General features: G+C 62.9%; 21 protein-coding genes and 1 pseudogene. 7 read left to right on the top strand and 15 right to left on the bottom strand.

Annotated elements, in window-relative coordinates:
- Positions 1-31: 31 nt before the first annotated feature.
- Entirely contained in the window at positions 32-1,222 is a 1,191-nt protein-coding gene (gene mnmA, locus X757_RS162555; RefSeq protein WP_023683624.1) for a tRNA 2-thiouridine(34) synthase MnmA, read from the bottom strand.
- 257 nt (positions 1,223-1,479) lie between these two features.
- On the opposite strand from mnmA, the gene X757_RS162560 reads away from it, so the two are divergent.
- Entirely contained in the window at positions 1,480-1,755 is a 276-nt protein-coding gene (locus tag X757_RS162560; RefSeq protein WP_013529904.1) for a DUF1153 domain-containing protein, read from the top strand.
- Positions 1,756-1,822: 67 nt separating this feature from the next.
- On the opposite strand, the gene X757_RS162565 is transcribed toward X757_RS162560, so the two are convergent.
- Positions 1,823-2,752, bottom strand: a complete 930-nt coding sequence (locus tag X757_RS162565) for an NADP-dependent oxidoreductase (protein WP_023725006.1) — start codon at positions 2,750-2,752, stop codon at positions 1,823-1,825.
- 91 nt (positions 2,753-2,843) lie between these two features.
- Between X757_RS162565 and X757_RS162570 the strand changes: the two genes are divergently transcribed.
- Positions 2,844-3,245 (top strand): helix-turn-helix domain-containing protein, encoded by a 402-nt coding sequence (locus X757_RS162570; protein ID WP_023725005.1) that lies wholly within the window; start codon positions 2,844-2,846, stop codon positions 3,243-3,245.
- A 101-nt stretch (positions 3,246-3,346) separates the two neighbouring features.
- Here X757_RS162570 and X757_RS162575 read toward each other — a convergent pair whose 3' ends face one another.
- On the bottom strand, positions 3,347-3,724 hold the full coding sequence (locus tag X757_RS162575) for a flagellar export protein FliJ (RefSeq protein WP_023669945.1): 378 nt from the start codon (positions 3,722-3,724) through the stop codon (positions 3,347-3,349).
- Positions 3,725-4,173: 449 nt separating this feature from the next.
- Between X757_RS162575 and ctrA the strand changes: the two genes are divergently transcribed.
- A complete protein-coding gene (ctrA, locus tag X757_RS162580) occupies positions 4,174-4,869 on the top strand; it encodes a response regulator transcription factor CtrA (protein WP_006203583.1) in 696 nt (231 codons plus the stop codon).
- 85 nt (positions 4,870-4,954) lie between these two features.
- Here the strand turns inward: ctrA and X757_RS162585 are convergent, their stop codons facing one another.
- Together X757_RS162585 and chpT are read right to left on the bottom strand one after the other, a co-directional pair.
- On the bottom strand, positions 4,955-5,323 hold the full coding sequence (locus X757_RS162585; RefSeq protein WP_023669946.1) for a response regulator transcription factor: 369 nt from the start codon (positions 5,321-5,323) through the stop codon (positions 4,955-4,957).
- 243 nt (positions 5,324-5,566) lie between these two features.
- A complete protein-coding gene (gene chpT, locus X757_RS162590; RefSeq protein ID WP_023669947.1) occupies positions 5,567-6,196 on the bottom strand; it encodes a histidine phosphotransferase ChpT in 630 nt (209 codons plus the stop codon).
- Between the two features lie 392 nt (positions 6,197-6,588).
- Here chpT and X757_RS162595 point away from each other — a divergent pair, with 392 nt between their 5' ends.
- Both X757_RS162595 and X757_RS162600 read left to right on the top strand, forming a co-directional pair.
- Positions 6,589-7,125: a DUF1134 domain-containing protein gene (locus X757_RS162595; RefSeq protein WP_245275028.1), complete on the top strand. Its 537-nt coding sequence runs from the start codon at positions 6,589-6,591 to the stop codon at positions 7,123-7,125.
- Positions 7,126-7,279: 154 nt separating this feature from the next.
- Positions 7,280-8,440 (top strand): hypothetical protein, encoded by a 1,161-nt coding sequence (locus tag X757_RS162600; RefSeq protein WP_023725003.1) that lies wholly within the window; start codon positions 7,280-7,282, stop codon positions 8,438-8,440.
- A gap of 38 nt (positions 8,441-8,478) precedes the next feature.
- Here the strand turns inward: X757_RS162600 and X757_RS162605 are convergent, their stop codons facing one another.
- The 6 genes and pseudogenes from X757_RS162605 to X757_RS162620 form a co-directional block, all read right to left on the bottom strand.
- Positions 8,479-9,273, bottom strand: coding sequence for an RNA methyltransferase (locus tag X757_RS162605; protein WP_023683629.1), 795 nt, complete (start codon positions 9,271-9,273; stop codon positions 8,479-8,481).
- Between the two features lie 71 nt (positions 9,274-9,344).
- Complete coding sequence (locus X757_RS162610) at positions 9,345-9,683, bottom strand: helix-turn-helix transcriptional regulator (RefSeq protein ID WP_023669951.1); 339 nt, start codon at positions 9,681-9,683, stop codon at positions 9,345-9,347.
- Positions 9,684-9,836: 153 nt separating this feature from the next.
- Positions 9,837-10,607: a HugZ family protein gene (locus tag X757_RS0133095; RefSeq protein ID WP_032996123.1), complete on the bottom strand. Its 771-nt coding sequence runs from the start codon at positions 10,605-10,607 to the stop codon at positions 9,837-9,839.
- Positions 10,608-10,787: 180 nt separating this feature from the next.
- Positions 10,788-11,810: pseudogene (locus X757_RS0133090) on the bottom strand (CaiB/BaiF CoA transferase family protein); the annotation flags it as partial.
- 6 nt (positions 11,811-11,816) lie between these two features.
- Entirely contained in the window at positions 11,817-12,578 is a 762-nt protein-coding gene (locus tag X757_RS162615) for a 3-hydroxyacyl-CoA dehydrogenase (RefSeq protein WP_023683632.1), read from the bottom strand.
- A gap of 106 nt (positions 12,579-12,684) precedes the next feature.
- Entirely contained in the window at positions 12,685-13,221 is a 537-nt protein-coding gene (locus X757_RS162620; protein ID WP_023683633.1) for a GNAT family N-acetyltransferase, read from the bottom strand.
- A 271-nt stretch (positions 13,222-13,492) separates the two neighbouring features.
- On the opposite strand from X757_RS162620, the gene X757_RS162625 reads away from it, so the two are divergent.
- The gene (locus X757_RS162625) at positions 13,493-14,479 is read left to right on the top strand and encodes a glutathione S-transferase family protein (RefSeq protein ID WP_023725002.1); all 987 of its coding nucleotides are present in this window, start codon (positions 13,493-13,495) and stop codon (positions 14,477-14,479) included.
- Between the two features lie 16 nt (positions 14,480-14,495).
- Here the strand turns inward: X757_RS162625 and X757_RS162630 are convergent, their stop codons facing one another.
- The gene (locus X757_RS162630) at positions 14,496-14,996 is read right to left on the bottom strand and encodes an NUDIX domain-containing protein (RefSeq protein WP_031195394.1); all 501 of its coding nucleotides are present in this window, start codon (positions 14,994-14,996) and stop codon (positions 14,496-14,498) included.
- Positions 14,997-15,067: 71 nt separating this feature from the next.
- On the opposite strand from X757_RS162630, the gene X757_RS162635 reads away from it, so the two are divergent.
- Complete coding sequence (locus tag X757_RS162635; protein WP_023725001.1) at positions 15,068-16,069, top strand: metallophosphoesterase; 1,002 nt, start codon at positions 15,068-15,070, stop codon at positions 16,067-16,069.
- Here X757_RS162635 and X757_RS162640 read toward each other — a convergent pair whose 3' ends face one another.
- The 3 genes from X757_RS162640 to X757_RS162650 form a co-directional block, all read right to left on the bottom strand.
- The gene (locus tag X757_RS162640) at positions 16,070-16,687 is read right to left on the bottom strand and encodes a hypothetical protein (RefSeq protein ID WP_023669959.1); all 618 of its coding nucleotides are present in this window, start codon (positions 16,685-16,687) and stop codon (positions 16,070-16,072) included.
- 84 nt (positions 16,688-16,771) lie between these two features.
- Positions 16,772-17,575 (bottom strand): alpha/beta fold hydrolase, encoded by an 804-nt coding sequence (locus X757_RS162645; RefSeq protein ID WP_023686188.1) that lies wholly within the window; start codon positions 17,573-17,575, stop codon positions 16,772-16,774.
- Positions 17,576-17,678: 103 nt separating this feature from the next.
- Positions 17,679-19,448 carry a hypothetical protein gene (locus X757_RS162650; protein ID WP_023669961.1) on the bottom strand — a complete coding sequence of 590 codons (1,770 nt, stop codon included), beginning with the start codon at positions 19,446-19,448 and terminating at the stop codon, positions 17,679-17,681.
- Positions 19,449-19,637: the final 189 nt, after the last annotated feature.

Raw genomic sequence — 19,637 nt, 5'->3', positions numbered from 1 at the left:
AAACTAAAACTGTCTCCGAGAGGGGTAGTGTTTACTCTGCGGGAATCTGCGCCGGCCTGGCTGCGAGCCGGCTGAGCATGGCTTCGGCCTCGGCGCCGCGCTCGGAGCGCTCGATGAAGCCGCCGCCGAAGACGCGGGCTTCGTTGCCGTCGTCGGAATAGAGCACGCAGGCCTGTCCGGGCGCGATGCCGGACTCGCCGTCGACCAGTTCGACAAAGGTGCTGCCGGCGCGGTGATGCAGCACGGCCGGGCGCGGCGGCCGCGTCGAGCGGACCTTGGCGAACAGCTCCATGCCGGCGGCCGGAATGTCGGACAGCGCGCGATCGCCCAGCCAGTTCATGTTGCGCAGATAGATCTTGTGGGTCTCCAGCGCCTCGCGCGGGCCGACGATGACACGGGCCCGGTCGGCGTCGAGATGGACGACGTAAAGCGGCTCGCCCGAGGCGATGCCGATGCCGCGGCGCTGGCCGATCGTATAGCGCAGGATGCCGTCATGGCGACCGAGCACGCGGCCGTCGATATGGACGATGTCGCCTGGGTTGGCGGCAGCTGGCTTCAGCTTGGCGATGATGTCGGAATATTTGCCCTGCGGCACGAAGCAGATGTCCTGACTGTCCTGCTTGGCGGCAACGGTCAGCCCCATTTCTTCGGCGATGGCCCGCACCGCAGGCTTGGACAGCCCACCCAGCGGAAAGCGCAGATAGTCGATCTGCGCCTGCGTGGTGGCAAACAGGAAATAGCTCTGGTCGCGGTCGGCATCGACGGGCCGGAACAGCGCGCGGTGGGCGCCATTGGCCCCGGAGCGGATATAGTGGCCGGTGGCGAGCGCATCGGCGCCAAGGTCCTTGGCGGTGGCCAAAAGGTCGGCGAACTTCACCGTCTGATTGCAAGAGACGCACGGAATGGGCGTTTCGCCGGCGACGTAGCTTTCGGCAAACGGGTCGATGACCGCCTTACGGAAGCGCTCCTCATAGTCGAGCACGTAATGCGGAATGCCCAGTGTCTCGGAAACGCGGCGGGCATCGTCAATGTCCTGGCCGGCGCAGCACGACCCGGCCCGGTGCGTTGCGGCGCCATGGTCGTAGAGCTGCAGCGTGACGCCGACGACATCATAGCCTTCGCGCTTCAAAAGGCCGGCAACGACAGACGAATCCACACCGCCCGACATGGCGACGACGATGCGGGTGTTTTGCGGGCTGGCGGGAAGGTCGAGGCTGTTCATGGTTCTTTCGTTCTGCGCGGCGCTTCAATGGCAGTGGCGCGAATATAGGTCAACCACACCAGCGGCGCCAGCTTTGCGGCGGTGCCGATTTTGCGGGAAAATTGCGCGCCTGCCCGCCGTTGCCTCAAATGCCGACGAAAAGACTAACGCGGCGTTCATGATCCTTACCTACTCATTAGGGTTCGCTTAGGCAATTTTTAAAGCTGTGGCGGTAATGTGGTGGGGATTGGGTCTTTGAGTTTTTAGTAGAGAGTACGATGACCGATCTTGTTAGACCGCGAGTCAAATATGTTATTGGGCCTGACGGCAGCCCTCTTACGATTGCCGATCTTCCGCCGACGAATACACGTCGCTGGGTTATCCGGCGCAAGGCGGAAGTGGTTGCTGCGGTGCGCGGCGGGCTTTTGAGCCTCGACGAGGCATGCCAGCGCTACAAGCTGACCACCGAGGAATTCCTGTCCTGGCAAGCGTCGATCGACGAATACGGCCTTGCCGGGCTGCGCACGACGCGCATCCAGCAATACCGGCACTAGAGCCAGGACCACAATAGAAAAGGGCGCGGTAACCGCGCCCTTTTGCCTGTCGGTGATGCCTGCTGCTTCAGACCGTCAGCACCACCTTGCCGATCGGCCTGGTGGCGAGAAAAGCGTGCGCGGCGCCCGCCTGTTCGAGCGGAAAGCTCTTTGCCACATGGACCGCAAGCTTTCCCGCATCGACCAGTTTGCCAAGTTCGACGAGGCCTTCACGGTCGGGCACGACGGACATGCGCTCGACGCGGATCCCACGCGCAGCAGCCTTGGCTCGGGTGGTGTCGTGGACATTGAGCAGCGACACCAAGGCGCCACCGTCCTTCAGGACTGTCAGCGATTGGTCGGCATGGTCGCCGCCCATCGGCTCCAGCACCAGGTCGACGTCGCTGACCTCGGCGGTGAAATCTCGCTTGGTGTAGTCGACCACTTCATCGGCGCCGAGCGAGCGGACGAAATCGAGTTTCTTCGGGCTGGCGGTGGCGATGACATAAGCGCCGTGCGCCTTGGCGATCTGCACCGCCAGATGCCCGACGCCGCCGGCCGCAGCATGGATCAACACGCGCTGGCCGCGCTTCAGGCCGCCATGGCGGACAAGACCTTGCCAGGCGGTCAGACCGGCCAGCGGCAGCGCGCCGGCATGATTGTGGTCAATGCCTTGCGGCTTCGGTGCGATTTCATCGGCCGGGGCGACAGCGAGTTCCGCATAGGCTGCGGCCTGCTTGGGAAAATGCGGCATGCCGAACACGGCGTCACCGACCTTGAGGCCGCCATCGACGCCTGGGCCCACCGCCTCGACCGTGCCTGAAATATCCCAGCCCAAAGTGAAGGGCAGTTCGCCCAGCAAAGGATAGTAACCGGCGCGCACCGAGCCATCGACCGGATTGATGCCGGCGGCATGCACGCGCACGAGCACTTCGCCTGACTTGGGCGAGGGCGCGGGGCGATCGGCGATGACGAGGACGTCGGGTCCGCCGACTGAATTCTGGACAACGGCACGCATGGGAGGCTCCTGCTGGGGTTTCTGTGCCACTATCATTTGGATAGTAACATTCCCTTGTCCAGTATGTACCTTTTCCATATATAGGCACCTCATGGATAGTGATAATGATTGCGGCTCCGGCTATGACGCCTTCCAGCGGACGTGTCCTTCGCACGCCGTGCTCGAGATGCTGGCCAGCAAATGGGTCTATCTGACGGTTTGTGCGCTGCGCCGTGGCCGGATGCGCAATGGGGAACTGGCGCGTAAGCTCGACGGCATCACACCCAAAATGCTGACGCAGACCCTGCGCGTCCTCGAGCGCGACGGGCTGGTGCGGCGCGAAATCTTTCCGGTGATCCCGCCGCGGGTCGAATATGAATTGACCGAACTTGGCCAGAACCTGGCGGGGCTGCTCACCCAGATACGCTCCTGGTCGGAAGAGCATGTGCCTGACATCAAGCAAGCGCGGGCGAGGGCGGCGGCGAACCAGGACGGGGATTTGGCACGGGCCTGAGGCTGCGGCCGCCTTGCGGCCAAGTCAGCAGCGCTGGAGCCTTTTGGTCCGGAGCAAGAAGATCGGCGTCAGGCGGCGCCGGTCGGGCTCAAACCCTGCCGTCAGCCGATCATGGCGCTGCGACCGCCGAGTTCCGCGTCGCGGATCTTGGTGTCGCGCGATTCCAGCATCTCGGCCTTGGAAAGCTCCGCTTCAGCTTCGCCGAGTAATGATTCGGCAGCGCTTCGCTGCTGGGCGAGGTCGCTTTGAGAGTTTCTGAGGTTATCACGGCGCAGACGCGCCGCCTTGGCGAAGGTCGGATAGGCAAAATGATTGATGTCGGTGATGCCGGCCTTCTTCTCCTCGGCGGTGATCTGAAGCTCCAGTTCAACGGCCATGCGCTCGAACTCGGCGATCATCATGTCGAGCTGCAGCAGCTGCCGCCGCTTCTCATTCACCTGAAATTGCTTCAGCCGAACGAGGTTTTCACGTGACTTCATGATTCGGTACTCCCGGAAACGCACACCTGCACATATCGTCCAATCCGCCCGCCAGGGCCTGGCGCCGCCCGTATCCACCGGCATTCCCCGAACTATGGGAAACAAATCCCTAAAGTTTTTTGCCGGCGGTAACCATTCGTTTACGCGCATTGTTAATCATAAGGGCGAGGACTTAAGGCCGGGTAAAAATTCCGGCTCCCGATACGGAAGCCGGCCAGCGAGTCCCTTGAGTCACTTAGTCCAACTTATTAATGTGTAGCATTAGCGATTTGGTTCTGTGATTCATCATTAGATTCAAGAGGGTGTAGAAAGGGGTTAAAAAATCTGGTACCGTCCTTGGTGCGGAATTAGGTTTTGTTAACCATTCGATGGCAGCCTCTGTTCAGGCAATCACTGCTCCGGTCCCGGATGGGTCGTGACATGGTCCGGCGGCAGAAAAGGGGAATGAAATGCGCGTTCTGCTGATAGAAGACGACAGTGCAACCGCTCAGAGCATCGAGCTGATGCTCAAATCTGAAAGTTTTAATGTTTACACGACCGACCTCGGCGAAGAAGGTGTCGATCTCGGTAAACTTTATGATTACGATATCATTCTTCTCGACCTCAACCTTCCCGATATGTCCGGCTACGAAGTCTTGCGGACACTTCGCCTGTCCAAGGTGAAGACGCCGATCCTGATCCTGTCCGGCATGGCCGGTATAGAGGACAAGGTGCGCGGCCTGGGCTTCGGCGCCGACGACTATATGACCAAGCCGTTCCACAAGGACGAGCTGGTCGCCCGCATTCATGCCATCGTGCGCCGTTCCAAGGGCCATGCCCAGTCGGTCATCACCACCGGCGATCTGGTGGTCAATCTCGACGCCAAGACCGTCGAAGTCGGCGGCCAGCGCGTGCATCTGACCGGCAAGGAATACCAGATGCTGGAGTTGCTCTCGCTGCGCAAGGGCACCACGCTGACCAAGGAAATGTTCCTCAACCACCTTTATGGCGGCATGGACGAACCGGAACTGAAGATCATCGACGTCTTCATTTGCAAGCTGCGCAAGAAGCTCGACGCAGCATCCGGTGGCCAGAACTACATCGAGACGGTCTGGGGTCGCGGCTATGTGCTGCGCGAGCCGGAAGACATCCGCGTCAGCGCCTGAGCGAACATCATCCAATTGAATCAACGCAAAAAACCCGGCTCAGGCCGGGTTTTTTGCTGTCCTTCTTGGCCGAGGACGTGCCGAGTCAGGCGGCAACCTTCAAGGTACGAAAACGTTCGAGCAGTTGCGGCCGGTTGAACGGCTTCAACAGATAACCCTGGGCGCCGGCGCGCTTTGCCTTCATGATCGAGGCAACATCCACCTCGACCAGTGAGATCAGAATCTGCGGTTTGATCGTGCTCTCCATGGCGCGAACCTGGCGAATGACGTCGACCGCTTGCATGTCCGGCAGGGCGCCGTCGACGACAATCACATCAGGCATCTCGGCAGCGCACATCTCGACAGCATCAAGTCCAGTTGCCGCTTCGATCACCACCATGTCGGAGCCGCCAAGAATCCGTTTTGCAACCTTTCTGATGACGCTCGAATCGTCGACAAACATGCAGCGCTTCATTTCCGGGTCCTCTTTGCCATGGGGCGAACCGGCGGCATCCGGGTATCGGGATGCACACTAGGCCGATCTGGTAAAGAAGCAGAAAAGCCGTTAGGTAAAGTTTTTACAAACATGTCGTTTGCAGCCCCATTCGGCAGGGGCGTTGCCGGCGGTGAAACTTGCCTGTTCTGAATTGCCGCAAATATCAGCGGGAAAAGATACTTGATTGTTCTTGATGCTCGGCGTCCTGCCGAACGGCTTCGCTCAAGCCGCGGACAGCACGATCTCTTCGGCGGTCGCATGAATCGAGATCGTCATGTTGGCCTCACGCGCCAGCAGCAGCGTGTAGTAGGGCTGGACGGTATGGGCGTCGATAGGCTCCTCGGGCTTGTTGCCGGAATGGAGCTCGAGGAATTTCGGCGGCACGCGCAGCATCGGGCCGCTTGCGGCAAGCGCAAAGCGCGGCTCGGTGTCGAGGTTTTCCAGCGTGACCACCAATCTGCCACCGCGCGGGATGGCAGCATTGGCGACGAGCAGCAAATTGAGCAGCAGCTTGACCTTGTTCTTGGGCAGCAGGGCGCGAACCCCGTTCCAGATCAATTCCGGCTTCTCGTTCTTCAGGAAGGCGATGGCGACGGACTCGGCATCGCCGGTGTCGATCATCATGCCGGCCGAACCGGCGGCGCCGAAGGCGATGCGGGCGAATTGCAGGCGGGCCGAAGCGTTTCTGGCGCTCTGCCGGATCAGTTTCATGGCGTCTTCGTCGGCGCCGCCCTCGTCCAGGAGTTCAAGGCCGTTGTTGATGGCGCCGACCGGCGAAATGATGTCGTGGCAGACTCGGCTGCACAACAAGGCTGCGAGATCGGGTGCGGAGAGAGAGAAAAGCTCAGCCATCGGCGAAAAATCCCTGCTAAAATTCACTTCCTGGTGGCCGCGCGGCCGACAGCCACGCTCACCACCCGAATCACGCTCTCTCCCCCCAGGCATTCTGAATACACAGCGCCCGAGCGTGCAGCAACAATCCACAATTCTCGTGAGAAAAAACGGCATCTTTGCACAGGATGGGAGCCCGCGCAGACAGTCAGAAACAGCCTTCGAACCGCCATGTTCATGTGGGAGGTTAATGGTTGAAAAAGGATTACGGCATAGTTTGCCCGTAACAGTCATCCTTAACGGCCGCCTAAAGAGCCGGACGGGGTGCGAGGCGTCGGCGAAAGTGCTCCCTGACGGAGATTGGAAGCATGGTTTCCCGATTCTACGACCGGACGTTTGTCCGCGTCTTCTTCATGGCGATTGCCCTCATGGGCGCTCTCGCTTTCTCAGCCTCTGCGTCGCGGGCACAGGAATACACCGCTCAGGAGATCGTCGATTCCGGTCACAAGTTCTTCGGCGCGACGTCGGGCGGTCTCGCAACCGTCGTCGAGAAGATTTTTGCCTCCTACGGCCTGCCCAATGGCTATCTGCTCGGCGAAGAGGGATCCGGCGCGCTGATCGGGGGCCTGACCTATGGCGAAGGTACGCTCTACACCAAGAATGCCGGCGACCATAAGGTGTTCTGGCAAGGGCCTTCGCTCGGTTGGGATTTCGGCGGCGAGGGATCGCGGGTGATGATGCTCGTCTATAACCTCGACGACGTCAGCAATCTCTACAATCGGTTCGGCGGCGTTGCCGGTTCGGCCTATGTCGTGGCCGGCGTCGGCTTCAACGTGCTGCAGAACAACAGGGTGCTGCTGGTGCCGATCCGCACCGGCGTCGGCGCGCGACTTGGCGTCAATCTCGGCTATCTGAAGCTGACGCAGAGGCCGACCTGGAATCCTTTCTGAGCGATTCCGACCACACTTCGACCCGATCAACAGATTCTGACCCGATGCAGCTGCGGCAAACCCTTGCCGCAGCGCTGGATTTGCGTCATGCGAACATGGCAAAGTCCAGAGTGGCGGTTGCCGGATAGCGGCCCGCCCGTAACGGGTAGTCACCTTGGTTCAGTCGATCCTGTTCTTCGCCCTCGGCTTTCTGTGCGCAGGCTTTCTGGCGCTGCTGGTCGCGCCGGCCATCTGGCGGCGGGCGGTTGTGCTGACACGCAAGCGTGTCGAGGCGTCGGTGCCGCGAACGCTGGCCGAGATCCAGGCCGACAAGGACAGCTTGCGGGCCGAGTTCGCCATGACGACGCGCCGGCTCGAAATCAGCATCAAGACGCTGCGTGAGCAGGCGAATGAGCAACTCGTCGAAATCAATCGCGGCCGCGAGGCGCTGAAGGGCCTGGCGGTCGAGCGCAAGGACAAGAAGCAGGCGCTTTCGGAGCTCGGGGAAAAAAACGAATTGCTCCTGCATCGCGAGCAGCAGATACAACAGCTGTCTGACAGGCTTGCACAAACAGAGCGCATGATGGAAAAGCGCGCGCTCGAGCTGGAAAAGCTCGAGCATATGTACGACGACGCGTCCTTCTCCTCCAGCAATCGTCAGATCGAACTGGTGGCGCGCGAATCCGAGCTGGAAAAACTTGCCAACGACATTTCAGTGCTGCGCGGCCAGCGCAAGGAGGCCGACAGGCGCCATCAGGAAGTCGTCACCGAGGCCAAGGCCACGCGCGATGCCTTGAAGGCCGAAAAGAAAAGAACCGCCGACCTCGACAGAAAGCTCGAGCGCCTGCTCGCCACGCTTGCCGATCGCGAGGACAAGCTCGATCGCCGCGAAAAGGAACTGGCCCGGCTTCGCGAACGGGTGAAGGGCGAGGCTGCGGGAGGCGCCGCGGCTGCTGGCCTGGTTGGTGCGCAAGACAGTGCCCGCGCCAGGAACGAGGACATGGACAAGACGCTCGCCAAGCTCGAAGGCGACCGAGAGCGGCTCGAAGCCAGGCTGACGACGCTGGCCCGCGAAAACAAGCGGATGAAGGCGGAGCTTGGCGGTTCTGGATCCGCGAAGCCCGGGAATGGCCCCGGCAATGGCAATGATACCGGTTCTGCCTTGCGCGAACAGATGAACAATCTGGCGGCTGAGGTCGTCCATTTGACGGCCAAGCTCGAAGGACCTGATTCACCGATCGCCAAGGCGCTGGCGGCGCCGCAGGAAACGCGGTCGGGAACCACCAGCCTGGCCGATCGCGTGCGGGCGTTGCAGAAGGCAGATTTGCCGAGCTGAGTTTCAAGCCCCGGCTTGGAATTGCCTGACTACGCCTATCAGGGCGAAAAATGGTGCAGCGCAATGGCTGACGCGGCAGCAACATTCAGGCTGTCGAACCCTTCCGACATCGCGATCCGCACCGTCCGCAGGCGGGCAAGCAGGCTCTCCGGGAGGCCCTCGCCTTCGGTGCCGAGATAGAGCGCCAGTCGTTTCGGTCGCGCGGCATCACGAATGTCAGCCTCACCACGCGGCGACAAAGCGACCTGGCCGAAGCCCAACTCGCCGAGCTTCGCGATGAAAGCTTCAGTGTCGCCGAAGGACGCAAAGGGCACCTTCAACGCGGCGCCGACGGAGACGCGGATCGCCTTGCGATACAGTGGGTCGCAACAGGTGGCGTCGACGAAGACGGCATCGGCGCCGAAGGCGGCGGCATTGCGGAAGATCGATCCGATATTGTCATGGTTGGCGATGCCGATGAGAACGACGATCAACGCTTCGGCAGGCAAGGTGTCGAGCAAGGCCTCGGCGGGCTGTGGCGTGCCCTTGCTGCCGATCGCCAATATACCGCGATGCATGTGGAAGCCGGCGATCCTGTCCATGACGGCGCTTGCCGCAACGTAGACCGGCAGGTCGGCAGGGGCCTTGCGCAGGATGTCGTCGAGCCCGGCCAGCCGGTTTTCGAGGACCAGGACCGACTCCGCAGCAAAGCGTCCGGCTGACAGCAGGACGTCCAGCACCACCTTGCCTTCGGCAACGAACCGGCCATGGCGGCCGGTGAGATCGCGCTCGCGGATGTCGAGATAGGCGGCGACCCGCGGATCGCGCGCGTCGTCGATCTGGATCGGATCCATCAATACCTCGGCCGGCGAAAAATCGTCAGCGAGGTAAGGAGCGACCGGAGTCGCCAGTCAAGCCCTGCAGGTCAAGTCCCGGCGCGGCGCAGACGCGTTGCCATCTGGGACAAGTCGCCTATCCCGAAAATGCCGTCCAGCATGCGCAACAGTTCGCGCACCGCTTCGGACTTGCAGGAATAGTAGATCATCTGCCGGTCGCGGCGGGTCTCGACAAGATCGAGCGCCCTGAGCTTGGCCAGATGTTGCGACAAAGCGGACTGGCTGAGCATCACCTTTTCGGCGATGGCGCCGACCGACATTTCACCGTCGGCCAGATAGCTCATGATCAAGAGCCGCTTTTCGTTGCCCATAAGGGTCAGAAATGTCGCCGCCGATTCGGCATTGGCGATTAGTTTGGTCGAGACCATCGATGCCCCATGTTTTCCTGCTCATCCAAACGCTATGGGGGCAAATAGCGTTGGCTGCTATAATTCAGCTATGGATCACGCTGCTGATTCAGCGTCGCCTGAATCGTAGATCATTTCGCCCAAATCTCAAGACGTGCTTTTGATTCATGACGATTATCCTTGCGTAGCTGGCGCACGACCGGCTTTGGCCATGTCGACCAGAACCGGCCGCAGGTCGCGCGCGGTCTTCAATGGCTGCGGAAAATAGACCCTGCAAACGGTGTCGCCCGATGCCAGGTCCATGCCATCGGCATCGAAGCCGGTCATGGTCCAACCATCACCTTCAACCCTGGCGAATTGATGGGCATAGACGGCGATGGCGTCGAGATGGTCGGCATTCATGTGGTCGAGAGCGGATTGTTCGCTGGCGGCCAGCTCGTCGACGATCAACCCCTCGGTGATGAGATCGGCACGGTCGAGCAGGTAGGCCTTGCCGAAGCCGCCATTCAGGCTGGCGCGCTCCGGCTCAAGGCGAAAGATCGAGAAATCGCCGAGCTCGGCATAGAGCTTTGCTTTGGGATTGCGGTTGAGATAGCGCCGCTCGGCGCGGGCATGCGCGCTCGACCCGCGTTCCAGCGGCTGCGCCCGGCAGACCAGCGTTATCCTGGGATGCGCCAGCGGATCGCCCTTGCCGGGTTCGCCGACAAGCAGCGAGCAGCGCGGCTCGGCAAGGATGGCGCCGGTATGGGCTGACAGCGCCGAGACAAGGATCAGAGGCGTGCCATCGATGTCGGTGGCGACTCCGACCCTGGAGGCCAGCGGTGCGCCGGTCGACGGCTCGATCACCGCGAGGGCGCCGAAACGGGCGCTGCGAATCAGCGTTGCGGCCAGCCTGATCGCCTCGGCGTCCGTCGCGCGAATGACGTCCTTCTTCGGCTGGTCCAAAATGCCCACCAGGTAAGTTGATTTTCTAAATCCAGTTACTGGCCCAATCATGCCGGCTTTGACAAGCGCTTTGATCTCGGCTGTCGAAAAGCCGAAGCGCGCCAGCACAGTCTGGGGCAGCTGATCGTCATCTTCAGACATGCCGGCAAGCGCCGGCTGCGAGGCCGAGAAGCGTGGCGCGGGCGCGGGGCGCTCGAGCGCACCGGCCTTCACAAATGCGTGACGCGTCCGGTTGTGCGGATGATCCCTGGCTTCGGCCAGCGACAGAACCGGCGCCACGCAGGCATCGCTTGCGGCAAACAGCGCGTCCCAGTCGTCGCGTGTCTTCTGCCGGAACCGGTCGGCAATGGCCGCGCGCATGTCCGGCCACAACGCCTTGTCGTATTGGCCGCGGACAAAATCCTCGCCGAGCGGCAGCAGCCTTGCGAATGCGGCGAAGAAGCGCGGCTCAAGGCAGCCGACCGCAACGTGGCGTGCGTCCGCCGTCTCATAGGTGTCGTAGAAGGGCGCACCGGAATCGAGCAGGTTGGCGCCGCGCCGGTCGCTCCACAGACCTGCCGACATGAAGGCGTGTATGGGGGCCGCCAGCATCGAAGCGCCCTCGACCATCGCCGCGTCGATCACCTGGCCTTTGCCGGAGCGCGAGCGCTCGAACAGCGCTGCAAGCACCCCGGCGATCAGCATCATGGCGCCGCCGCCATTGTCGGCGATCAGATTCAGCGGCGGCACCGGCCGACCTTCCTCCCGGCCGATGGCATGCAACACACCCGAATAGGCGAGGTAGGTGATGTCGTGGCCGGCACGACCTGCGAGCGGCCCGTCCTGGCCGAAGCCGGTCATGCGGCCGTAAATCAGCGCCGGATTGCGCGCCAATGCAGCATCCGGGCCGAGACCAAGCCGCTCCATCACACCGGGGCGAAAGCCTTCGACAAACAGATCGGCCTTTTCGGCAAGGCGCAGCAGCAGTTCCGTTCCTTTGGCCTGCTTGAGGTCGACGCGCAGGATGGAGCGGCCGTGACGGTCGAGATTGTACGCATCGGAGAGGGGCAGCAGGGGTTGGTCCGAACCGGTGCGCTCGATGCGCAGCACCTCGGCGCCCATCTCCGACAGCATCAGCCCGGCCAGAGGCACCGGGCCGAGCCCAGCCATCTCGATGACTTTCAGGCCGGCCAGCGGACCGGTCTTCACTGCGCCGGCCGCCATGGCCGTCTATTTCGGCGCCATGCGGATTGCCCCATCGAGGCGGATGGTTTCGCCGTTCAGCATCTGGTTTTCGACGATATGCAGGGCGAGCGCGGCATATTCGGACGGCTCCCCGAGGCGGGACGGGAAGGGCACGGCCGCGCCGAGCGAATCCTGCACCTCCTGCGGCATGCCGGCCATCATTGGCGTCTTGAAGATGCCGGGCGCGATGGTGCAGACGCGAATGCCGGAGCGCGCCAGGTCGCGGGCAACCGGCAGCGTCATGCCGACGACGCCGCCCTTGGATGCGGCATAGGCGGCCTGGCCGATCTGGCCATCATAAGCGGCCACCGACGCGGTGTTGACGATGACGCCGCGCTCGCCGCCCTGCAGCGGTTCGAGTTTGGCGGCACGGTCGGCGACGAGGCGGATCATGTTGAAGGTGCCGATCAAATTGATCTCGATCACCTTGCGGTACTGGTCGAGCGGATGTGGACCATCCTTGCCGATCGTCTTCACGCCGATGGCAATGCCCGCGCAATTGACCAGGATGCGCGCTGGCCCAAGTCTCTTTTCCACCTCGGCGACCGCGGCCGCACCGCTGTCGGCGCTGCTCACATCGCACTGGATAGCGGCGCCGCCAATGTCGCCCGCCACCTTCGATGCCCGGTCGATGCCGATATCGAAAATGGCGACGCGCGCGCCCTTGTCGGCCAGCGCGCGGGCGGTTGCCTCGCCGAGGCCGGAGCCGCCGCCGGTTACGATCGCAATCTGGCCGTTCGGGTTCATGCTGCATGCTCCGTGCTGTTCCGGGTCATGCTACGGAGGTCGCCGCCATGGTGCAACCTGACCAATGGGGATCCATCGCGACCGGTGCCGCGACCGATCCTGGAGCTCAGGCCATCACTGGTGCCTGCTCCGCGATCCTGGCAAGGCTGGCATGGCCGACCTCGCCGGAGAGCCGCGCCACGGCACCGGGCACGATCTCGTGCGACAGCAGCCGGTCGAGGTCGACTGGGCGCGGCATGGAGATCTGGCCGCGGGGGATCTTTCTGAAGCCGAGCGGGCCGTAATAAGGCTCGTCGCCGACAAGGATCACCGCCGGCGCGCCGGCCTTGGCGGCCGCCTCCAGCGCGATCGCCACGAGCCGGCGGCCGATACCGAGATTCTTGAAGGCGGGCCGCACGGCGAGCGGCCCGAGCATCAGCGCGCGTCCGGCGCCGGCGGCGATGCGGGTCATGCGCACCGAAGCAACGACGATGTCGCCATTCATGGCGACAAAGGATAGCGAGCGCTCGTGGCCGCCGGTCTCGCGAATCTTGTAGGCGGCCAGCACGAAACGGCCGGGGCCAAAGGCTTCGTCGTTGATGGCTTCGATTTCGGGATCATGCGCCGGAGTTTCCGGCAGGTATTTCACGTCGGCAAGGCTCATGGTCTTCGCGGTCCGATAAAGAGGAAAGGTTGCTGCAAGCGGCAGCGTTCGCCAGTCAGCGCTTTCTAAGCGCGGGCGCCCTTTCGTCGTCGGTCAAACCGGATCAAGCCAAGATCGAACATGCGGAGTGTCCGCTAGCATCAATTTCCGGCGGCTGCAATCGGCTGTTTTCATCCGGCGTTTCATACGAGTGACGCTCTGTTCAGCAGATGACGGCTTCGACATTGCCGCCTTGCGACTACATTGGCCAAGGCACGCAAGGAGATTTCGTATGGGATTGCTGGTCGAAGGCAAATGGCAGGACCGTCCGGCCAATGTCGATAGCAGCGGCAGGTTCATCCGCGCCGAGACGCAGTGGCGTGACTGGATCACGCGCGACGGCGCGCCGGCGCAAGGTCGTACGCGCGGCTTCAAGGCCGAGCCCGGACGCTACCATCTTTATGTCTCGCTCGCCTGTCCGTGGGCGCACCGCACGCTGATCTTTCGCGCGCTGAAGAAGCTCGAAGACATCATCCCGGTTTCAGTCGTGCATCATTTCCTCGGTGCTGAGGGCTGGACGTTTTTGGCCGAGGATGGCGCCACCGGCGACACGCTCTACGGCCTCGACTTCCTGCATCAGATCTACACCAAGGCCGATCCAGCCTATTCGGGCCGGGTTCCGGTGCCGGTGCTGTGGGACAAGAAGGAAGAGACCATCGTCTCCAACGAATCCGCCGAAATCATCCGCATGCTCAATTCGGCCTTCGACGAGTGGGGCGATGCCGCTCTCGATTTCTATCCGCCAGGCCTGCGCGGCGAGATCGACAAGGTCAATGCGCTGGTCTTTCCAGCCGTCAACAACGGCGTCTACCGCGCCGGCTTTGCCACCACGCAAGCGGCCTATGAAGAGGCGTTCGGCGAGCTGTTCGCGGCGCTCGACACGCTGGAGGGCCGACTGTCAAAACAGCGCTATCTCACTGGCGAGCGTATGACCGAGGCCGACTGGCGGCTGTTCACCACGCTGGTGCGTTTCGACCCGGTCTATGTCGGCCATTTCAAATGCAATCTGCGCCGCATCGCCGACTATCCGAACCTTTCGAACTATCTGCGCGACCTCTACCAGGTGCCCGGTATCGCCGGCACGGTGAACCTGCACCACATCAAAATGCACTATTACGGCAGCCACGAGAGCATCAACCCGACGCGCATCGTGCCGGTCGGGCCTGGGCTCGACTATGGCGCGCCGCACGACCGGGCGCGGTTCAGGCAGGCGGCGTGAGCATCGGATTGACAGCCTACCAGTACGGCGATACCGGCTCGCCTTCAAAAACCTCGGCAAGCCGCCGCAGCGTCGCCGGCGTCGTGCCATGCGGCAAGCGGTCGAGCGGAAAGAAGCCTGCTTCGGCGATCTCGTGGTCCGGCAGTTTCGGCGCGGTCTGGTTGAAGGTTTCGATGAGATAGAGGCCGACATGGTCGCGGCGGCTGGAGCGGCGGTTGAAATGCATCGATTTCAGCACCGGCTGGGCTGTCAGCGCGATGTTGCCTTCCTCGGCCAGTTCGCGCACCAGCGCCTCACCGAGCGTCTCGCCGACTTCGACGCCCCCGCCCGGCAATTGCCAGCCGGGAACGTAGGTGTGGCGGATGAGGAAGACAGTGTTCGAGGCGCGATCGTGGATCAGGCCGCGCACGCCCAGCGTCATCGGCCGCCGCAGCAGGAAATAGAGATGGAACAGCCTTGCCCTGAGGCCTGCCCAGCCGGTCTGGCGAAACGCCTGCTCCGGGTCCGATATAGCCATGACTAGCGAAACCGTGGATGGGCAGGAAACAGTGAGTGGAAAGCGGGGAGCGCGTCGCCTATGAAGGAAGGATGTTCAGGCTCGCGCATATTTCCGATGTCCATCTGGGGCCGCTTCCCGGTGTAACCTATCGCGAACTCGCGTCCAAGCGCGTCGTCGGCTACGTCAACTGGCAGCGCAACCGCCGCCGCCATATGCACGATGCCGTCATCGACACCATCGTCGCCGACATGAAGGCGAGCACACCCGACCACCTCACCGTTACCGGCGATCTGGTCAATCTGGCGCTCGACGGCGAGATCGAGATGGCCAAGCACTGGCTTGAGACGCTGGGTTCGCCGGAGGATGTCTCGGTGGTGCCGGGCAACCACGACGNCGAGATGGCCAAGCACTGGCTTGAGACGCTGGGTTCGCCGGAGGATGTCTCGGTGGTGCCGGGCAACCACGACGCCTATGTGCCGGGCGCCTTCGACAAGGTCTGCCGCTCCTGGGCGGCGTGGATGAGCGGCGACGGCGTGACTGCGCCGATCGACCGCAACGCTTTTCCCTATCTGCGCGTACGCGGCAATGTCGCGCTGATCGGCGTTTCGACGGCGCGCGCCACGGCGCCGTTCATGGCCAACGGCTTCTTCCTCGAAGGTCAGGCGCAAAGGCTGGCGACAGTGCTCGACGCAACGAACAAACGCGGCCTGTTGCGGGTGATCATGATCCATCATCCGCCGGTGCGCGGCGCCGTCGCCCAGCAAAAGCGCCTGTTCGGCATCTCCCGCTTCCACAAGACCGTTCATAGGCATGGCGCCGAACTCGTGCTGCACGGCCATTCGCATCTGCCGTCGCTGTTCTTCATCGGCGGGCGCGGCGCCAGGATTCCGGTCGTCGGCGTCGCCGCCGCCGGGCAGTCGCCAGGCAGCAAGAACCCGGCGGCACAGTACAATCTGCTCGATATTGACGGGGAGAAGGGCAATTGGCTGATTCGCCTGACGCGGCGCGGCCTGACCGGGCCGGCCTTGCCGCCATCGGACCTGCAGGTCATTGAACTCGGCGCGCAGACACCGAGGCCTCCAGATCGTTGATCAGAAGCTGATCTTCATCGCCATCAGGCGATCCCAAAACAGCGCGGCCGCCACCGCCAGGCCAACAAGCGCGCCGGCGGCGACCAAGCCGAGACCGGAAAGGAACGTCGACCAGCCCCTGCGGGGCACGGCTGCTTGCAAGGGCGGCTCAGCTTCCGGCACGGCGGCGCGTTTCAGGTCGGCGACGGCCGGCTCGACACCGCCCTCCATCATGCGCTGACGCTCGACGATACGCTCCGCCACATAGCGCGTGACCTGATCGGCGACCGGTTTCATATCGGTCGATTCGGCGAGCACGACGCGGCCGATGCGGGTATCCCTGAGAAAGCGGTAGGTGCGGCGGTCGCGCCCCATGGCGACATGGCTGATGGCGTCGATCCACAGGCGGGGCTGCAGGCCGGAGGAGACGACGAAGTCGAAATTGTCCATGTCGGCGGGCACGTCGGCAAAGACCGGGGCGAGCTCGGCGGCGAGCAGATCAAGCCGCATCCGGTGCGCCTCGCGCATGTCGACCACGACATCGTCGCGATCGGCGAAGGCATTTTTCACATCGCGAACGGCGTCGGACAGTTTGCGGGAGGTGTCGATGGGGGTGATGTTTTCGCCAGTGTCCTTCATCGGCGTCGCCTCGCTGATATGGTTAATTGCGAGTTAACACAGGCGGCGGCAAAATGCACTGGCGAGATGCGGGGCGCAAGTAAGTTAGCTCGCCGCGGCCTCGAATGTCGGACGCAGGCGCCTGCCGCGGCGTGCCATGTTTCGGCGCACGGCCTGGGCGACCACATCAGGCACTTCCTCGACCAGCATATGGCCGGCATCGAGCACGTGATGAATATGAAAATGCGCCGGCAGACAATCAGCCTGGGTAAAGGGCAGCACCGGATCGTCCGTTCCCCAAACCACCATCACCGGCATGTCGAGGGTGTCCAGCTGTTCGCGGGGTATGACCCCCTGCCGCTCGTTCCTGGTCATGACGGCCGATATCTCAATCAGCTTGCGCAACTGGCCGGGGCGACGGCGTAGGTCCGCCAGGACGCCAACGATGCGTTCGGGCGGCGGGCTTCGCGGTCCCGACATGGCGGCAAGGCAGGCGCGGATTTCCCGTCTGTCGGCGGCCGCGGCGTAGCGGCGCAACAGCGGTCCGTTGATCTCGGGGCCAACACCGCCCGGCGCCAGAAGCGTCAGCGAGCCTATCCTTTCAGGCTCGGCAAGCGCCATCAGGGAGGCGACCGCGCCGCCCATCGAATGACCGGCGACATGCACCCTTGCTATCCCGCGTGCGGCGATATCGGCGAGAACCGCTCGCGCCGCTGTTTTGGCCGGGCCGCTGCCAGGAAATTCGAGAGACAGTCCGTGTCCCGGAAGATCGTAGGCCAAGGTCCTGACATCGGGCCCTAGCGACGCGGTCACCTCGCGCCAGATATCATGGCAACCACCGAAGCCATGCAGCAGGACGACCGTCTTCGGCCCGGCGCCCCGCTCGGCAACATAGAGGGATGAGACCATGAAAATGTGCGATTATTGCAAGACTGGAGAGGAAATTCGAATCGAGGCTGGATTGCTCCCAGTCCAGACCGATGGCCAGTAAAGTTTTCGCGATCCGGAAAGACTAGCTGGCGTTGCCGAGGCCCGCGGCGCGCAGCGCCTCAACCAGCCGGTCGGTCAGATCGGCGGGATATTTGCGCTCGGCGAAGGCCGCGCGCGGATCGGCGGCGAATTTCGGGAATTTGGTGGTCAGCTCATCCAGAAGCTTGGCTGCCAGCTGTTCGCGGCCGGCAGCCTTGGCGCCGATCAGCCGCGCCGCCAGATAATGCGATTTCATCGCCGTCGTGCGCAGCGACTCGCTGGCTATCGCGGCCTTGTTCATGTCGCCCAGCATGAATTGCCCGGCGAAAAGCCCAAAATCCCACCATGTCGGATGGCCGCTGAACGTCTCGACGGCATGGGTCAGGATGGGTGTTCCCTCGGCATATTTGCCGGCAAAGATCAGGCCATAGCCGTAAGCGGCAGCCATGCCGAGGTCGTAGGGGTTGAGCTCATAGGCCTTGCGCATCCAGCGGATCGATTCCTCGGTGTTGCCGAGGCGCGAATTGAGGTAGCCATAGGCGCGGTGCGCATAGGGGCTGGTCGGTCCCATCTGGATGGCGCGATGGGCGAAAGACATTGCTTGTTCGACCGTCGCGCCAGGCGGATAGGCGTAATGATCGGTGGCGGCCTCAAGGGTCAGGGAGGCCAGTTCCGAATAGACCAACGACGATTTCGCACCCTGGCCGGCGAGGTTGTCCAGGCAGCGATAGGCGGCCTCGTGCGTCCTGGTGCTCTGGTCGAGATAGTATCTGTCGTTGAGGATCAGGCAGCTCGTCAGCCCGGTCTGAATGCCGTTCTGTTCGATGTAGCTGTAGAGCGGGCCGGAGGCGGGAACGGTCGAGCTGAGGATGGCGGCGATACGATCCTCGACGGTGCCAGGTGCGCTGTCGGCGGCCGTCAGACTGCGGGACAAAAGCACGCGGCCGGTCGCCACGCTCTGCAGTTCGAGCGTCACGTCACCTGCCATTGGTCCCGGCAGGACATCGAAAACGAAGCTGGTCGGGTCGGTGCTCGGATCGCGCTTGCTGTCGGCGTCGCGGCCGATGAAGTCGATCGTGTCGAAACCGGCAAGGCCGGCGCGCAGCGAAGCGGCGACGCGGCCGGCCTCGGGGCCGGTGGCCTTCACCGCGATGTAGACGAGGGGCAGGGCCTCCATCGACGGCGATGCGATGCTGCTCGTTACGCCCGCGGTCTCGACCACCGCGGTAGGATCGCTGCTGGCAAGCAATGCGCCGCTGCCCTGGCGCAGGATGAGCACGCCCAGCATGAGAATGACCAGCGTCATGGCGACCCAGAAGAACTGGAGATGGCGCGCCAGCGAAGGCCCAGGTTCTGTAACCCCCGAAGCTGTCGCGGCAGCGGGAACGGCGTCAAGAGCCGCCTGGTCGGGCGATCCGGGCAAGGCGGCTACCGCCGCCGCAAGCGGCTCCTGCCCAACCGGCAGGCGTATGGCGTTGAGCTCATAGGACGGCACGTAGCCGCCGCGCGGAATGGCAATGCGAACCGGTTCGGCTATGCCTTCATTGGCGAAATAATGCTGGAGAAGTTCGCGCAGCCGGCCTGCCTGCACCCGGACAACGGCGTCGGTCGACGAATCGAAATCGCCGTCCTTGCCGAAGACGTCCATGGCGATGGAGAAACCCTTGAGCCTGTCGGCTTCGCCGGCCTGCTCGCGCTCAACAAGATAGCGCAGCAACTTGCGCGCGCGCTCGGAACGTCCGAACGTTTCGCTGGCGAGCAGTCGCTCCAGTGTCTCGCGCACTGCGGGGGCGGCAGGCGTGGCATGCTGCAAGTGTCGATCCTCTCGAAGTCGGCACAGGTTGAGGCGCAATCATATAGAGCCTGCACTTCCATACAAGCATGCTTATGTTATGCGATCGCGTAACACACCGGATAGTTGCCGGTGGTTGACACAAAAGACCGGAATTTCCCTCGGCAAATGGGGGATTTCCGGGCGCCGCGGACATTCGGCGCCCGGGAA

Origin of the sequence: Mesorhizobium sp. LSHC412B00 (assembly GCF_000503035.1) — a bacterium.
GTDB lineage: Bacteria > Pseudomonadota > Alphaproteobacteria > Rhizobiales > Rhizobiaceae > Mesorhizobium.
This window is presented reverse-complemented; position numbering and strand designations above follow the sequence as displayed.

What these genes read in the sequence shown, in the direction of transcription:
- mnmA (WP_023683624.1), bottom strand. Translation starts at nt 1,222, where the DNA reads ATGAACAGCCTCGACCTTCCCGCCAGCCCGCAAAACACCCGCATCGTC.
- X757_RS162560 (WP_013529904.1), top strand. Translation starts at nt 1,480, where the DNA reads ATGACCGATCTTGTTAGACCGCGAGTCAAATATGTTATTGGGCCTGAC.
- X757_RS162565 (WP_023725006.1), bottom strand. Translation starts at nt 2,752, where the DNA reads ATGCGTGCCGTTGTCCAGAATTCAGTCGGCGGACCCGACGTCCTCGTC.
- X757_RS162570 (WP_023725005.1), top strand. Translation starts at nt 2,844, where the DNA reads ATGGATAGTGATAATGATTGCGGCTCCGGCTATGACGCCTTCCAGCGG.
- X757_RS162575 (WP_023669945.1), bottom strand. Translation starts at nt 3,724, where the DNA reads ATGAAGTCACGTGAAAACCTCGTTCGGCTGAAGCAATTTCAGGTGAAT.
- ctrA (WP_006203583.1), top strand. Translation starts at nt 4,174, where the DNA reads ATGCGCGTTCTGCTGATAGAAGACGACAGTGCAACCGCTCAGAGCATC.
- X757_RS162585 (WP_023669946.1), bottom strand. Translation starts at nt 5,323, where the DNA reads ATGAAGCGCTGCATGTTTGTCGACGATTCGAGCGTCATCAGAAAGGTT.
- chpT (WP_023669947.1), bottom strand. Translation starts at nt 6,196, where the DNA reads ATGGCTGAGCTTTTCTCTCTCTCCGCACCCGATCTCGCAGCCTTGTTG.
- X757_RS162595 (WP_245275028.1), top strand. Translation starts at nt 6,589, where the DNA reads ATGGCGATTGCCCTCATGGGCGCTCTCGCTTTCTCAGCCTCTGCGTCG.
- X757_RS162605 (WP_023683629.1), bottom strand. Translation starts at nt 9,273, where the DNA reads ATGGATCCGATCCAGATCGACGACGCGCGCGATCCGCGGGTCGCCGCC.
- X757_RS162610 (WP_023669951.1), bottom strand. Translation starts at nt 9,683, where the DNA reads ATGGTCTCGACCAAACTAATCGCCAATGCCGAATCGGCGGCGACATTT.
- X757_RS162615 (WP_023683632.1), bottom strand. Translation starts at nt 12,578, where the DNA reads ATGAACCCGAACGGCCAGATTGCGATCGTAACCGGCGGCGGCTCCGGC.
- X757_RS162620 (WP_023683633.1), bottom strand. Translation starts at nt 13,221, where the DNA reads ATGAGCCTTGCCGACGTGAAATACCTGCCGGAAACTCCGGCGCATGAT.
- X757_RS162625 (WP_023725002.1), top strand. Translation starts at nt 13,493, where the DNA reads ATGGGATTGCTGGTCGAAGGCAAATGGCAGGACCGTCCGGCCAATGTC.
- X757_RS162630 (WP_031195394.1), bottom strand. Translation starts at nt 14,996, where the DNA reads ATGGCTATATCGGACCCGGAGCAGGCGTTTCGCCAGACCGGCTGGGCA.
- X757_RS162640 (WP_023669959.1), bottom strand. Translation starts at nt 16,687, where the DNA reads ATGAAGGACACTGGCGAAAACATCACCCCCATCGACACCTCCCGCAAA.
- X757_RS162645 (WP_023686188.1), bottom strand. Translation starts at nt 17,575, where the DNA reads ATGGTCTCATCCCTCTATGTTGCCGAGCGGGGCGCCGGGCCGAAGACG.